This window comes from Bacillus sp. FSL M8-0266 (assembly GCF_038613425.1).
Lineage (GTDB): Bacteria > Bacillota > Bacilli > Bacillales > Bacillaceae > Bacillus > Bacillus pumilus.
In genome coordinates, this window is record NZ_CP152015.1 from 3279136 (window position 1) to 3294366 (window position 15231).

14 protein-coding genes are annotated in these 15231 nt (G+C 41.8%); 2 read left to right on the forward strand and 12 right to left on the reverse strand.

Features of this window, described 5'->3' with window-relative positions:
- Nucleotides 1-37: 37 nt before the first annotated feature.
- Nucleotides 38-1213, reverse strand: a complete 1176-nt coding sequence (locus MKY83_RS16975) for a sensor histidine kinase (RefSeq protein ID WP_003213166.1) — start codon at nucleotides 1211-1213, stop codon at nucleotides 38-40.
- A 221-nt stretch (nucleotides 1214-1434) separates the two neighbouring features.
- On the opposite strand from MKY83_RS16975, the gene MKY83_RS16980 reads away from it, so the two are divergent.
- Together MKY83_RS16980 and MKY83_RS16985 are read left to right on the forward strand one after the other, a co-directional pair.
- Complete coding sequence (locus MKY83_RS16980; RefSeq protein WP_003212936.1) at nucleotides 1435-2103, forward strand: YigZ family protein; 669 nt, start codon at nucleotides 1435-1437, stop codon at nucleotides 2101-2103.
- Nucleotides 2088-3176, forward strand: coding sequence for an LCP family protein (locus tag MKY83_RS16985; RefSeq protein WP_217012105.1), 1089 nt, complete (start codon nucleotides 2088-2090; stop codon nucleotides 3174-3176). Before MKY83_RS16980 ends, MKY83_RS16985 begins: the two co-directional genes overlap by 16 nt.
- A gap of 36 nt (nucleotides 3177-3212) precedes the next feature.
- Here MKY83_RS16985 and MKY83_RS16990 read toward each other — a convergent pair whose 3' ends face one another.
- From MKY83_RS16990 to MKY83_RS17040, 11 genes are all read right to left on the reverse strand, one after another.
- Nucleotides 3213-4280 (reverse strand): MraY family glycosyltransferase, encoded by a 1068-nt coding sequence (locus tag MKY83_RS16990; RefSeq protein WP_126741304.1) that lies wholly within the window; start codon nucleotides 4278-4280, stop codon nucleotides 3213-3215.
- A 131-nt stretch (nucleotides 4281-4411) separates the two neighbouring features.
- Entirely contained in the window at nucleotides 4412-5608 is a 1197-nt protein-coding gene (locus MKY83_RS16995; RefSeq protein WP_342488696.1) for a glycosyltransferase, read from the reverse strand.
- 19 nt (nucleotides 5609-5627) lie between these two features.
- Nucleotides 5628-6383, reverse strand: coding sequence for a glycosyltransferase family 2 protein (locus tag MKY83_RS17000; protein ID WP_044140043.1), 756 nt, complete (start codon nucleotides 6381-6383; stop codon nucleotides 5628-5630).
- 23 nt (nucleotides 6384-6406) lie between these two features.
- Nucleotides 6407-7084, reverse strand: a complete 678-nt coding sequence (locus MKY83_RS17005; RefSeq protein ID WP_065097929.1) for a sulfur relay protein TusF — start codon at nucleotides 7082-7084, stop codon at nucleotides 6407-6409.
- Between the two features lie 72 nt (nucleotides 7085-7156).
- Nucleotides 7157-8614: an O-antigen ligase family protein gene (locus MKY83_RS17010; protein WP_342487505.1), complete on the reverse strand. Its 1458-nt coding sequence runs from the start codon at nucleotides 8612-8614 to the stop codon at nucleotides 7157-7159.
- Nucleotides 8615-8653: 39 nt separating this feature from the next.
- Nucleotides 8654-9583 (reverse strand): NAD-dependent epimerase/dehydratase family protein, encoded by a 930-nt coding sequence (locus MKY83_RS17015; RefSeq protein ID WP_003212787.1) that lies wholly within the window; start codon nucleotides 9581-9583, stop codon nucleotides 8654-8656.
- Between the two features lie 14 nt (nucleotides 9584-9597).
- Nucleotides 9598-10935, reverse strand: a complete 1338-nt coding sequence (locus tag MKY83_RS17020; RefSeq protein WP_003212916.1) for a UDP-glucose/GDP-mannose dehydrogenase family protein — start codon at nucleotides 10933-10935, stop codon at nucleotides 9598-9600.
- Nucleotides 10936-11014: 79 nt separating this feature from the next.
- Entirely contained in the window at nucleotides 11015-12199 is a 1185-nt protein-coding gene (locus MKY83_RS17025; RefSeq protein WP_342487506.1) for a glycosyltransferase, read from the reverse strand.
- Entirely contained in the window at nucleotides 12196-13647 is a 1452-nt protein-coding gene (locus MKY83_RS17030) for an MOP flippase family protein (protein WP_265208603.1), read from the reverse strand. The genes MKY83_RS17025 and MKY83_RS17030 overlap by 4 nt, the downstream gene beginning before the upstream one ends.
- A gap of 18 nt (nucleotides 13648-13665) precedes the next feature.
- On the reverse strand, nucleotides 13666-14325 hold the full coding sequence (locus MKY83_RS17035; RefSeq protein ID WP_003213432.1) for an exopolysaccharide biosynthesis polyprenyl glycosylphosphotransferase: 660 nt from the start codon (nucleotides 14323-14325) through the stop codon (nucleotides 13666-13668).
- A 199-nt stretch (nucleotides 14326-14524) separates the two neighbouring features.
- Entirely contained in the window at nucleotides 14525-15103 is a 579-nt protein-coding gene (locus tag MKY83_RS17040; protein WP_113767767.1) for a hypothetical protein, read from the reverse strand.
- Between the last annotated feature and the right edge of the window lie 128 nt (nucleotides 15104-15231).

Genomic DNA, 15231 nt, shown 5'->3' on the forward strand with positions numbered 1-15231 from the left:
CTACACCTGAACTTTATGGTCAATATGTCTTTTGTCTCTATTTTACAATTTTATTTTGCAATGTTAATGGCACGCGAATCATGATGAATGTCCCTAGACCTATTTTTGAGTCTATGGTCATTTTACCTTCCAGTAAGTCTACGCGTTCTTTCATGCCAAGTAAACCGAAGGATTTGTTTTTGTTTGTTTTCACATCTTTCATATCAAAGCCTTTTCCATCGTCTTTGATAATTAACGTGACAAAGTCTTTCGTCACTTCTACTTTTACAGAGATTTCTTCAGCTTCGGAATGCTTTAATGAATTTGTGACAGCTTCTTGGGCTAGTCTAAACAGTGCCACTTCAAATTGTGAAGCAATTCTTTCGCTTTCTGTATCCCCTAGGCATTGGAACGTGATCTTGGTTTTTCCATCATACTCTTCGATTGTGTTTAAATATTTTCTTAGCGTCGGAATGAGACCCAAATCATCTAAAGCCATTGGTCTTAAATCATAAATGATTCTTCTCACTTCGTACAGAGCATTTCGCACATTCTGTCTGAGACTTCTAATTTCTTTAAAGCCTTCTTCTGTCCCACGGTCTCTGAAAATCCGTTCAATTAATTCGGAACGCATCATTACGTTTGCCAGCATCTGGGCCGGACCGTCATGAATTTCACGGGATACCCTTTTGCGCTCTTCTTCTTGGGCTTCAATAATTCTAAGTCCAAAATCTTGTTTTGCCTGAGCATCTTCAAGTAACACGCCAACTTGGCGTAAGTCCTGATTGAGATAGTTGAGAACAACTGTGATCTGGCTCACAAGCGTTTCAGAGCGTTCAATGACATCTTGAAGGCTTAACAATCGTCTTTCTAGATCATCTCTTCTTTCTCTCAGCTGCTTTTCACGCTGCTGGATCATGGTGAGTTCCACTTGCAGATTATGTGCTTTTTCGTAGGCCTCGCGTATTTCTTCTTCGCTAAATTTGTTAAAATTTCTGCTGACCTCAGATAAGCGATTTCTAGCATGTCTCGTATGGACTTCTAGTTTATCCCCAAAATCAATTACTTCGTTTACTTGCTGCTTGATTTGCTTCAGCTCTTCTACAAGGCTTTCATATTGTTGACGGGACTGTTCGCCTATCCTAAATACTTCGTCCTTGCTGCCATCAACTGTACTTAGCATTTTCATGATGATTGAATCCAATAATTTCGGATCCATTTTAGGTGTTGTCATGGCTTTTCCCTCCCGTAACAGTGATGTCATCTTTTTTTATTATAAATGTCATTGATCTGCATTTTATGTCGAATTATAATGAAAGAATGCGTATAAATCATGAAGTTTTTATGACGACCCTTTTTCTACCCCTATCATCATAACAAAATACGCTGTAAAATTCTAAAATCAAAGCAAATTTTCTCTAGTCTTACAATTTGCTTTTCAGGAGGGTATGTCTTTTGCTGCATCGCTATCTTACAGTAAAAAGTCGTGGCGAGCATGAGATCGTCATTGAAAAATCACGTTTTATTTGTCATATACAGCGTGCTGTCTCAGAAGAAGAAGCACAAGCATTTATACAATCCATTAAAAAACAACATTGGAATGCCACACATAATTGTTCTGCCTATCTCATTGGAGAACATGACCTGATTCAAAAAGCGAATGATGATGGTGAACCAAGTGGTACAGCAGGTGTGCCAATGCTTGAAGTGTTAAAAAAACGGAAGCTGAAAGATACAGTCGTAGTAGTCACTCGTTATTTCGGCGGTATTAAGCTAGGCGCCGGTGGTTTGATTCGTGCCTACGGAAAATCTGTATCAGAAGCCATCAACCATGTTGGGATGGTAGAGCGCTGTTTAATGCGTACGATGCACACAACAATAGATTATACATGGCTTGGAAAGGTAGAGAATGAGCTTAGAGCCTCATCTTTTCAGCTAAAAGAAATTCATTATGCAGAAGATGTTATTTTTGAGACGTATGTAGAAGAAACACAAACAGAGCAGTTCATTGAATGGATGACTGAGCTGACAAATGGAAAGAGTGTTACAAAAGAAGGCGAACTGATTTATTTAGAAAAGGACATTGGTCCGATAAAGGAGACAGATGAATGGCACAACGAGTAAAAGTGCGTGTACGAAAGAAAAAGAGTAAGAAGAAGAAAATTTTCAAACGTATCCTGGTCTTATTTTTGCTTCTTATCATATGCATGGGCGGATTTGCAGTCTATAAAATAGTCAATACACTTCAAGCCGCTGACAAAACATATGACGAACTAAACCGCGGAGAGAAATCGAAGCTTCGTGATGCGGTCATTGATATTAAAAAGAAACCCTTCTCTGTACTTTTTGTCGGAATTGAGGATTATGCCACAGATGGTGATCATGGCCGTTCAGATTCACTTATTGTTGCAACGATTAACCCTCAAGACAAAACGATGAAAATGGTTAGTATCCCTCGTGACACACGCGTACAGCTTGCAAGTGACACGACAGGAAGTAAAGAAAAGATCAATGCAGCATTTGCTAAAGGCGGAAAAGACGAGACGATTGAAACTGTCGAACAATTCTTGCATATTCCAATTGATAAATATGCCACCGTTGATTTTGACGGATTCAAGGATGTCATTGATGAAGTCGGCGGAATTAATATCAATGTTCCATTTGACTTCAATGAAAAAAGTGATGTGAAAAAATCGAAAAAGATTTACTTCAAAAAAGGCAACATGCATTTAAACGGGGAAGAAGCACTTGCTTACGCTCGGATGAGAAAACAAGATCCACGCGGTGATTTTGGACGTAATGATCGTCAGAAACAAATTTTACGTGCAATGATTGATCAAATGTCGAAGGCAAATAACATTGCGAACGTCGATAATATCGCAAAAGAAGTCAGTGATCACATTACGACCAACTTCCGTATCACAGAAGGTCTTGCGCTTCAGCAAATCTACAGCGGGTTTAAGGGAGACGACACAGAAACACTTTCTATTAAAGGGTCAGATCTTTATTTAGGACCAAATCGAACGTATTACTTTGAGCCAGATCAAACCAATCTAGCTAACGTACAAAATGAATTACGGACGCATTTAAAGCTTCCTACTGAATCTTCGACTGAAACAGATTCACAAACCAATCCATCCTCTAGTGAAACAGGATCAAGTGATACAACTAATCCTTCCAGCACATCAGGACAATAATAAAAACAGCCCAGTTCCCTAGGAACGGGCTGTTTTTTATTGTCTTTTCACCATTCGTTTATAGAATTTCGTAAATGGTTTATACTCTTCGTTGACCAAACCCGTGACTTCCGCAATCACTTGCATAAACATCACCAGTAAAAAGATAATGATCAGCGATAACCAAATGGTCGCGCTTGTCAGCAAAATCGCACTTAAGCTAAAGACTAAGCCAATCATGTAAATCACGATGACAGCCATGCGATGGGACAAGCCAAAGGCCATTAGTCTATGATGAATATGAGATTTGTCCGGTGATGAAATCGGCTGTTTGTTTAATATGCGTCTAATGATTGCAAAGGTCGTATCAAATATAGGAACACCTAGAATGATCACAGGAACAACAACACTAAACAAAGTGACACTTTTGTATAGCCCTAAAAGTGACAGCACCGAGATCATATAGCCTAAAAATAACGAACCGGTATCTCCCATAAAAATCTTCGCCGGATGAAAGTTGTAAAAGAGAAAGCCGATCGTACTGCCAATGACGACAAGAGATAAAGAAAGAATCAGAATCTTATCAGCAGAAAATGCCATCACTGCAATCGTTGATAAACCGATGACAGAAATACCGGCAGCTAGTCCATCAAGGCCGTCAATTAAATTAATGGCATTTGTGATGCCCACAATCCATAGCACGGTGAGGGGATATGCCATCCAGCCTAACTCAATTCGATCTGTTAAAAAAGGAACAGAGAAGAAGTCCATTTTTAAGCCCGTGCTCACAATCAAACAAGCAACAAGGACTTGTACGAGAAATTTAAATCTTGCACTTAAATTATATTTATCATCAAATATACCTAAAATGACGATGAGTACGGCACCAACTGAAATTGCTGTAATTTTATTATGTAGAAACAGCCCGCCTGCTAATGCTCCAGCCGCTACTCCAATAAAAATTGCCAAACCACCCATTCGAGGCATTACTTTATCATGAACTTTTCGTTTATTCGGCTGGTCCACTGCACCAATCTTAATTGCAAACTTTTTGACGATTGGTGTCACAATTAAAACTGTAGCCAGAGAGACAAAAAACGCTAATAAGGCGCGTTCGTAATCCATAGGTCAGTCTCCTTCTAAATTGAAATCTGTATTTTGTATATTGGCCGCTCTTTCCATTATACAATTGAATAGAGGATGATCACAACCTTCCCCGGTGATGAAACAAGTAAAAACGCACAATCCCGAATGAATTATGCGTTTTCTTTAATATTCGTTAGCTCCACCATGTTTGTGAACAGCGCGTGCCAATCTTTTTTCTTCGCTCGGCTTTGTCTTAGATGTCTATAGCTCGTGTCGTCTTTTTTGCTGATCACTTTCAGGCAGGCTTCTACGAAGAGCGCAGGATCATCGCCCTCTAAATATTCATACACATCCTTCTCTTTTAGCCTTTCCGTTGATGGGAGATTTAAACCGACAACCGGTATTCCAGCGGCTAAAAATTCATAAAGCTTGAGAGGGAACACCGCTTGATTGTAAGGGGATTGTTTATATGGCATCATACCTACATCAATCAGCTTCATATAAGCAGGCACTTCTTCTGGAGCAACAGCACCTGTCCAAATCACATTAGGCAGTTTGAGTGCATGCTGAAAAGATGGATCTCCATTCGTTCCATCCGGACCGACAAATAAAAATGTCCAATCAGGCCGCATACGAGCAGCTTCAGCTATCATGTCAAAATCGAGCTTTGGCTTAATTCCTCCGATAAAACCAAGTACAGTCCCTTCTCTTCCTTCCAGCACATCTTCTTTACACGGAAGATTGCTTTTCGCAAACACATCGTACTCGACGCCATTTTCCACCGTAAACACATCTTTCGGTTCTCCCATAAGACGTTTTTTGATTTGATCGTGTAAATATTGAGAAGAGCATGTAATGCTGTGTGCATATTTAATGATTCGATTTTCTGCTTTGACAATGACACGCTGCCTCATATAAGAAAGGATGTTATGGTTGCCGCTTATCGGCTCACCCCACAGGTCACTGCAATCATAGACAATATGTTTCCATTCAAATAAAGAAGATAAGAGCGGAAAGCCCGGAAACGTATACCATAAACAAACGGCGATCCCCTTCTTTTTCTCCTGCCGCAAATGTTCAAGAAGAGGGGATAATTTATGAATATAGAACATGTCTTGATATCGACCAAAGCGAAATAATTTGCTCTTGAGCACATCAGGAATGGTCAATTGCTTCATTCGATCTGTTATGGGCTGAAAGGGAGCTGTATGACGAGATGATGACGGGCATACCCAGATGACCTCTTTTGTTTCTGGATCAGATGCTAGAAATTCGGCCAGCCGATGCCGTCTGTACCTCAGTCCGTCCTGTCCCCATTCTCCCGTCGCTACGACAACATGTATGATCGAGTCTGCTTTCACCTTTATCACCTTTTTTCCCTTCTGTTTATAAGCGCTTCTTCACAGCATTTGTCGCATAGTGCATAAAACACCAAGACGCTTTGACAAAATGAAGCTGCTCAATTTCTCTGTAGACAAACCACGTTTTTTTCGCTGCTTTCCACTTGTTACTAGAGATGGAGTTCCCAACGATGCGATATTCACTGAGCGGTTCACTCATACCATAGGCTGTAAATCCTCTTTTTAATATAGACAGCCAAGTAGCTAAATCCTGCCTTGTGCGAATGTTCGGCATTTCCACATGTCCTACCTTTTGAAGATCAAGCATGACCGTTAAACAGCCGATAATGGTGTTTTTCAGGGCTTCATTATAGTCTAATCTCGCTGGCGCAGTGACGGTTTTTTCTAATGATTCTCCGTTTTCTGCAATGATGTCATATGCCGTAAATGTAAAGGCGTAATCATTTGTCAGCATGAAGTCTACCTGTTTTTCGAGCTTCGTCTCTTTCCACATATCATCGCTGTCTAAAAAAGCGATAAAGCGTCCTTTTGCCTGTTTGATGGCTGCGTTTCTAGCAATGGCAGCTCCCCCATTTTCCTCTAAATAAATGACGTTGATTCTGTCGTCCGCTTGACTTAAATCCCCTAATAGCTTTCTAGTTCCATCTGTAGAACAATCATCTGCAATGATCAGCTCCCAATTGGAATAGGTTTGGGCAAGGACGGAATGAACTGTATCCGTTAAATAACGTTCCGCATTATACGCAGGTGTAATGATGGATACTAACGGTTGATTGTTCACCTAGACTCATCTCCAGTTCATCATTAAGATTCTTTGAACACTTCGGGTAAGACCACAAACATGAGCGAGATACTAAAGCCAATGACAAGCCCAAGAAGTGCACGTTTTTTAGCTGACATGCCTTTATTGCCTTCATCAAGTACTTGGGCAGGATCAACAATTTTTGCCTGCTTCATTCCAAGCTTTGTTGACTCCAATTCATATAAGAATCGTTCTTTATCGACTTTGGAATCATTGCTGACCGATTCGTCTTCAAGAGCAGCTAATCTACTTTCAATCACCTGCTGCCTTTTTGTAAATAACGCTTTATCTTGCTTGAGAAATGTATCTGACACCTGCTTCACGACAGCCAAAGCACGACCCTTATCGGCATCCGTGAAAGACAGCTGTAATTGTGTATCCGATTGATTGGTAAGGATGAGACGGGTTTTCACATCCTGTCTTTCTTCTTCTTTCACATCACTGAGTGCTTCGTTTAGAAATGCATCGCTTTTTAATAGAGATGTCACTTCTGCCATATTGTTATACACCCCATCATCATATTTACCGAGAGTGAGGGTAACAGCAGCTGTGTAACTAGACTGCTGCGTAGTTCCTTTAGCAAAAAAGAAACCAAAAACGCCTAATACGACAGGCAGCAGTATGAGCCATACGATGTACTTTTTGATTCGCTTCCCTATCCTTGATATGAAACCAGACATGTTCATTCTCCCAACATTGACGTATTTGCTCTTTCACTAGTGTAGCCATACAAACAAAGCATCACACACGGTTTACCACAGCTTGAGTCGTTGTTTGTTTTTCAGCATATTCACCGCTGCGATCACCAGTCCTAAAAATACCCAGTGGAAATATAAATTCGAGACGGAGCTAGGACTGATACTTGAAACGAGAAAGCTCAGCATGGCTGCAAACAACCCCTCAATGATCATTTTTGCCGATCTTGTGTCAGCCCATTGGTATTGTTTGTACAGTGTGAACATGAGATAGGCGTATACTGAGATATAGCCCAGCATGACTGCAAATCCGAAGTTCGTCATCAATTCCAGCAGCCAATTGTGCACTTCTACGACCTGGTCTGTGTCAAAGATCGAAAAGTGAGCTAAGTAGTAAGACACATTCCCCGCTCCAACTCCGAATCCGTATGAATTCGTAAAGAAGTGCCAAGCATTTTTGATTAAATTTGCTCTCGCGATGTTAGACGGGAGTGGTTCACTAAAAGAATGCGCGACCTGAGAAGCGAGAAACAAGTCATAAAAAATCGAATAAATCTTGGCTGAAAAGACAGCGATACCGATGACGACAAGTCCGCTTGCTGCAACGATTGACAACTTTTTGAGAAAACGCGGCAGCAGCAACCACACATAGATCGCCACTCCTGCAAATATCCCAAGCAGACTAGCGCGGGATTCGGTTAACAAAATGAGATACAGCGCTGCGATTGCACCTAATAATCCAAACGCTTTGATATAACCGTTTTTCATTTGACGCATGCATGCTAGATATAAAAAGAAACTAATCGATAAAAACGTTGCAAAGTCATTCTGATTAAAAAAGACAGATGTAGGATAGTGCTGTTTATACACTGGCCCTAGATATAATGAGGTATTCGGTAAATGGTTCAATGTAAAGTGATTATAGAACCCAATCCCCATTACAAACACAGTCATAACAAGCCAAATGCTATAAAAAGTCACCACTTGATCCATTCGCTGAATATACATGACGACTAGAAAGACAAATCCCATCCCCATTGCAAGAAGGGACATATATTTCAGGCCGTATGTGACCGAATGAGCCCAAAGCAGTGAGATGAGCCCGTAAAGAAACCATGCAGCGAAAAAACCAAGAAGTCCTTTGACACGAATCTGCTGCCACTGCGATATGTACGTCCCCTTATCTCTCATCCGCCATATGAATAAAGTAAAGGTGGCGATGAGCATGATACGGTAGAGAAAAAGACTAAAGAACCCTGCACTAATAGAAAAGAACGCGTTGTTGAGAAAGGTCAATGTAATCAAAAGATAGATGGCTGCCATGAAGATTTGCTCACCATTCATGTACAGCTTCATCAACACGAGAGCAGCCGACAGGATCAGAAGTATAATCGGAACAGCTACCATCTTCTTTAACCCGACGGGCTGCGCGGATGCCATTTGCACAAGCCCGATCCCTGCTGCAAACAAAATACATCCAATCATGATTTGCCATGCTGTTTGTTTCACACTCATACCCATTTTCCTCCTAAGCAACCCATCCGATTTGAGGGATTAAGCCTTGACTTCCTGTTCATAGTAGGAAATGGTACGAGCCAAACCTTCCTGTAAACTCACAACAGGCTCCCACGCTAAGACTTGTTTCGTTTCCTCATTTGCCAATGTACTATGCACAATATCTCCTGCACGCTGCGGCTTATAAATTGGTTCAAGATGCGACCTCGTCACTCGCTTCATCGTTTGAAATAGCTCATTCACAGTGATCGAAACACCACATGAAATATTTAAACAAACGTTTGATTGAGCTGTTAAAGCCGCGACATTCGCTGCTGCTAGATCACCTACATAGATGAAATCTCTTGTTTGTTCCCCATCTCCAAAAATGAAAGGAGCCTCATCCTTTGCAAACTTATCAGAGAAAATAGAGACAACCCCGCCTTCGCCAAGTGCATCTTGTCGCGGACCATAAACATTGCTATACCGAAGAATACAATAGTCCACATCATACAGTGATTTTGCCATTTCTAAGTATCGCTCTACTGTGAGTTTCGATAAACCATAAGGCGAACCAGGCTTTAGCCGGTGAGCGGTGTCTACTGGCAAATACACTGGATCTCCATAGACAGCTGCCGATGAGGCAAATACCACTTTCTCCACCCCCGTTTCAGCAGCTGCTTTCATGACATTCAGAGACCCTTTGATATTGACCTCTTCGTCATAAACGAAATTCTGAACGGAAACGGCGACACTCACCTGTGCTGCAAGGTGAATGATATAATCCGGTCTTATTTGTTTGATCAAATCGACCGTTTCTGATTTTGTGACATCTGCCTCAATGCATTGAACGGAAAGGTGATCAATATTTTCCCGAGATCCAGTTGAAAAGTTATCAAGAACGATGGGCTCGTAGCCTTTTTCTAGTAAAGCCTCTACCGTGTGTGATCCAATAAATCCGCTTCCCCCAGTAACCAATACTTTCTTCATCCAAGCTCCCCCTGTTATTGTGCCTTTGATACCAATTCTGCTTCCCATACGCCTGGGCGGCCGATAGACTGGTAAATAAATCCTCTCTCTTTCATTTCTGCTGGATCAAACAAATTCCTTCCATCAATTACAATCGGTGAACGAAGCAGCTGCTTGATTTGATCTTTATCCATCTTCTGTACGTCATCCCATTCTGTTAGGATGAGGCAAGCATCCGTATCTTTTACTGTTTCATACAGGTCATTACTGAAGACAGCCTGCGGGCCAAGCTCTCGTTCTGCTTCTACATAAGCAATCGGATCATAGGCCTTCACAAAAGCACCTAGCTCTCTCAGCATTGGGATAATGTCTAATGCAGGCGCAGAACGCATATCATTCGTATTCGGTTTGAATGCGAGACCTAAAACAGAGATGGTTTTACCTCTAATATCACCGAATACACTCATCAGTTTGCTGACAAGGTGCGCTCTTTGGTGATTGTTCGTTTCAATCACGGACTCGATCAGCTTGAACCGGTATCCGGCTGTTTCGGCAATTTTGAGAAGAGCCATCGTGTCTTTCGGGAAACAAGAACCCCCAAATCCAATGCCCGCTTTTAAAAATTTATGCCCGATGCGGCTGTCTAATCCAACGCCTTCGCTAACTTTTTCAACATCAGCGCCCACCCGCTCGCAAATATTTGCAATGTCATTGATGAATGAGATTTTTGTGGCAAGCATGGCATTTGCAGCATACTTAATCATTTCAGCACTTTCTAAGTTGGTCTCCACAACCTCTGTTTGAAACGGATCATGCAATCTTTTGATGATGGTTGACGCATGGGTGCTTGTCGAGCCGATTACTGCCCGCTCCATATTCATCGTGTCTTGGATGGCAGAGCCTTCTCTGAGGAACTCTGGATTGGATACGACATCAAAAGGGTATTTACTGCGCGATGCTTTTTCAACAATGGCTTGAACGAGCCGGCCTGTTCCAACGGGCACTGTGCTTTTATTGACGATGATTTTATAGCCATTTAGATGTTCACCAATTGTTTGAGCGACAGCTTTCACGTACGTTAAATCTGCTTCCCCCTGTGCTGTCATCGGAGTCCCTACAGCAATATAGATAATTTCTGATTCCCGGATAGCAGCAGGAATATTGGTTGTAAAAAACAGTCTTCCTTCTTCCGTATTTTTTTCAATCAATTCCTTTAAACCCGGTTCATAAATGGGAACGACACCACTTTTTAAGCTGTTGATTTTTGATTCATCGATGTCACAGCAGATGACACGATTTCCGATATCAGCAAAACAAGTACCCGATACTAACCCGACATACCCTGTTCCAATCACAGCAATTTTCTTCAACATTGTTCATCCTCTCAGTAAAAGCATATTGTCCGTTCCAAGCTGTTTATCTATCTATCATTCTTTGCACATTTCATCTTGTTTAAACGATGGATCTTGATTGATGAAGCACCTTTTCATATTGCTGTATGAGCTGCTTCGTATTATTTGCTGATGAATATTCTGTATGAACGATTTGATAAAGATCGTTTTTCACTTGCTCATTCCATCTGTTTTCATAAAGGTAGGCGTGAATGGCCTCTTTTAACTGATTTGCCGAATGCGGATCAACGAGGAGGTGTTGATAGCTAGAAAATAAGGTTGGGAGACCACCGACTCTTGTCGCAATGACAGGTGCTTTTAAAGCGAGCGCCTCCAGAACAACGGTTGGCATTCCTTCACTATAGGATGGGAGTGCAAACAAATCGGCTGCTATTAAATAGTCTTTCACCTGATCATTCGGCACCTGCCCTGGGAGTAGAATGGATGCTCCAGCACGTTCTGTGAGCTCCTTTGCAAGGGGGCCTTTTCCAACAAAAACTGCTTTCACACCATCCAAGCCGCTGACAGCATCAGCTAATTCAAGTAAGCCCTTCTCTTTGACTAATCGTCCGACGAAGACAACGAGCTTGTCGTGAAGGGGTAAGCCTAACTTTTTCCTGATGCCTTGTTGATCTTCTTTCGTTTTAGAAAATGACTGGAGCGGAATACCGAGCGGGAGGCATTTCGCTTCTACCTTTGTCATGTCATGTGTCTTTTTAGCAAGCTCCTCGCTCACCGTCAGAACAGCAGATGCCTGTTTCACCGCCGTTTCAAAGGCTGCATGTGCCCCTTTGCTATAGCTCGGATACACGTTCACATCACTGCCATGTAAGGTCAAAAGATAAGGAATTTGCGTTTTTTTCTGAATCACAGCCGCCGCTCCGCCAGATGGCATCGCAAAGTGCGCATGGATAAAATCTGGTGACAGCTGATAACGCTGCATGGCGCTGAGAACAGTAGAAGCTATTCGTTTACTCGGCTGTGCCCATTTCAGCTGTCCAGGGAGCGCTGTATAGGGCGGCCTGTATACGGTCACTCCGTTTCTCACTTCCTGCTCGGGCAGATCTTTTTTCTGCCGATAGGACGCCTTCAGCATCCGCAAAACCGGTGGATTGACCGGGTTGGGACATATGACGGTCACTTGTACTCCTTGTTTGAGCAGCTCCTGCACTTGCGTTTCATGGAATACGCCTTCACTTGGATGTGTTTCACTAGGATATACACTTGTCAGCCATAGCACCTTCATGACGAACGACCTCTTCTCAATAATTTGCCTGCAACTTGCGGATACATTTTGATGAGCAGCAAGCCATACAATGCTGCGCTGACACAAATCGTCAATCCTAATTGAAGTAAAATGTCGGCTGACGTCAGCTTCATCCCTTGATGGAGGGCTACCGCACAGGCGGCCATCAATAGCGTCATAGCAGCAGGCTTGCCAAGTGATTTCAAATAAACCTTCATATCTAGCTGAATGACATACGCCATGAGCCATCTGCCGACAATGAAGTTGAGCAGGCTGACACCTGAGTAAACCCAAGCTACTGTGAGCAGACTGCCTGTGCTGACACCTACATATAAGGCGCATCCATACACAAGAAGCATCCCCGTATCCCAATAAAAGGCTAAGTCCGCTCTCCCCTTTGCAAGAAGTATTGACCCGTTTGGATTCATCAGCACACGCAGAAGTCCGACAATGCACAATATATTAAGAACCGGAACAGCTACGAGCCATTTCTCGCCAAACACTACCTCTATAAAGCTATCTGATACGGCAGCAAGACCGATTAATAACGGAAAGCTAATCAATGCGAGCATATTCGTCATACTAAGGAAGCCCTCTCGCAGCATGGAGTGATCACGCTGACTTTTTGCGAAAACCGGGAAAGCCACTCTCGTCACGATTGGGTTAATCTTCAGCACGGGGATCGTCACGATTTGATACGCCAAGCTATAAATACCTAACGCTTCTGCTCCAAGAAACCGGCCGATTAAAATCATGTCTATGTTCGATCCTGCTCGATTGACTAGTCTGGATGCGAGCTGGAATGCACCAAATGAGAAAAATTCTTTCACTTCTCCTAATGCAAAAACAGGTGCTGGGCGCCACTTCTTCCAATAAGTTGCGGCATACATAAGCCCTTTTCCTGATTGCAGCAGCACTTGAGAAATGACATAGGCAACAATCGGATTGATGAAGAAGGCCAAAGCGAGTAAAACAATCAGCGATATCATGGTTGCAACGGCTTCAATGGCACTTAATGTTTTAAAGGCTAGGTCCTTTTGCATCATGTATTGGTATTGCTGGCCAATAGGAGCAATCAAAAACATGATTGATAATAGTTTCAGCAACCCCTCCAGCTCTGGCCGGTTATAAAAGGCGGCAATCATTGGGCTAACTAGAATGAGTAAACAGAATAAGACAACTCCAGTGAGTAAGTTGATCCAATATAATGTGGATAATTGACGTTCTGTTGTTTGTTCCTTTTGGATGATCGCTGCCCCGATCCCTAGATCAAGTAAAATCTGCGTAAATATTGTGACAGTTGTGATCATGCCAACGAGTCCAAACTCCTTCAGTGACATCACATTCCCTAAAAAGGCGAACTGTGCAATTTGGATGATCGTAATGATGAATGCGGACAAGCTTGTCCATTTTGCCCCGCCTATCATGCGTTTTTTCATACTTGCCATTTCTCTTCCCTACTTTACTTATCTGGCTCCGTCACCCGTCATGATGACTTTTAACGTTTTTACCATAATCTTCGTGTCGAGAGAAAATGTCAAGTTTTGAATATAATGTAAGTCGTGTGTTAATTTTTCACTTGGACTCATTTCATATCCTCCATTTACTTGTGCAAGACCTGTCAGTCCCGGCTTGACCGTTAATCTTTTCGTAAAACCTGGAATCGTCCGATTAAATTCTGCGGTAAACATCGGTCTTTCCGGACGCGGACCTACGATACTCATTTCTCCTTTTAACACGTTGATGAATTGAGGGAGTTCATCGATTCTTGTTTTACGAATGAAGGCTCCCACTTTGGTGATACGTGGGTCGTTTTTTTGTGCCCATTTCGCTCCTCCGCTTTCAGCATCGGTTCTCATCGATCTGAGCTTCCATAATTTAAAGTAAACACCGTCTTTCCCGACCCTCTCCTGCATATAAAAGGCTGGTCCCGGTGTTTCCAGCTTAATCAAAAGAGCAAACAGCAAAATGATTGGCGTACTCAACATCAATCCGATGAACGAGAACATTAAATCTATGAAACGTTTTGCAAATAAATAACGAACCATATGTTCTGTTAAAGCAAAAGAGTGGTTTCGTCTCACTTCATATTCTCTATAAAGATTCATCGCTTTCTCTGCACTCACTGACCTGCACCTCACCATTCAAAGTAGTTGTTGTGTAAAGAGATGTTCTATGAAAGTCAGTTTAGCAGAGCAACATTAAGCAAATGTAAATGCGCTGTTAAGTCTTGTAAAACTGTGTTAAGAATGTGCACTTATATCAAGTTATGCCCTTTTCAACGTAAAAAAGACCCGCAATTCTGCGGGTCTCCGGGTCTTTTCTTTATTTTGCTTTAACAGATTCGATCGTTTTTAATCGAAGGGTTCCGTTTGCATCTTTTGTATAAGTGACTTTCACTTTTGATTCTTCTTTTAAGCTGTTCACTTGTTTAGAAAACGTATTTCCGAATTGAATAGCGACTTCTTTGCCATCAATGTTCACAGCAATGGTATGTCCATCAGCCAAGCCGACATATGTGCCTTCCTTGGTGACTTCATTTTTCTTATTTGTTGTTGATTCTTTCTTTGTTTTAGATTCAGCTTTTGATTGTTCCTTAGTAGGTTCTTCTTTTGTGATTTCTTTACTTGAGCTGTCTTTTGCGTCTTCATCAGATTGACCAGATTGCTCTTCTTTTGGAGCAACTGTTTCTTTGCTTTGATCATCTGCTTTTTCATTTGATGACTGATCTTCTGTTTTTTCCTTTTTCTCTGAAGCATTTTCTTTCTTTTGATCAGCTGCTTCGGTTGTTTCCTTTTTGCTGTCATCCTTATTGTTGTCGCTTGATTGATTTGTTGTGCCGCATGCTGTGAGTAGTACACCTAGAAGCAATACTAGAAACGGCATTGTGATTAATTTTTTCAAAATTGTCACCTCTTCATGATTTGTCGATTGGCTGTCGCTTAGATTCACGCGTAAACCATTCACCTTTTATGTTTCAATTATAACAAAGATAACTAGAAATGAAATGTATTTTTAACTTGACACACTAT

Bases quoted from the DNA above. Each gene is read 5' to 3' on its own strand.
- MKY83_RS17020 (WP_003212916.1), bottom strand. From the start codon at position 10,935: ATGTTGAAGAAAATTGCTGTGATTGGAACAGGGTATGTCGGGTTAGTA.
- MKY83_RS16985 (WP_217012105.1), top strand. From the start codon at position 2,088: ATGGCACAACGAGTAAAAGTGCGTGTACGAAAGAAAAAGAGTAAGAAG.
- MKY83_RS16975 (WP_003213166.1), bottom strand. From the start codon at position 1,213: ATGACAACACCTAAAATGGATCCGAAATTATTGGATTCAATCATCATG.
- MKY83_RS17010 (WP_342487505.1), bottom strand. From the start codon at position 8,614: ATGAGTGTGAAACAAACAGCATGGCAAATCATGATTGGATGTATTTTG.
- MKY83_RS16990 (WP_126741304.1), bottom strand. From the start codon at position 4,280: ATGGATTACGAACGCGCCTTATTAGCGTTTTTTGTCTCTCTGGCTACA.
- MKY83_RS17015 (WP_003212787.1), bottom strand. From the start codon at position 9,583: ATGAAGAAAGTATTGGTTACTGGGGGAAGCGGATTTATTGGATCACAC.
- MKY83_RS17025 (WP_342487506.1), bottom strand. From the start codon at position 12,199: ATGAAGGTGCTATGGCTGACAAGTGTATATCCTAGTGAAACACATCCA.
- MKY83_RS17030 (WP_265208603.1), bottom strand. From the start codon at position 13,647: ATGGCAAGTATGAAAAAACGCATGATAGGCGGGGCAAAATGGACAAGC.
- MKY83_RS17005 (WP_065097929.1), bottom strand. From the start codon at position 7,084: ATGTCTGGTTTCATATCAAGGATAGGGAAGCGAATCAAAAAGTACATC.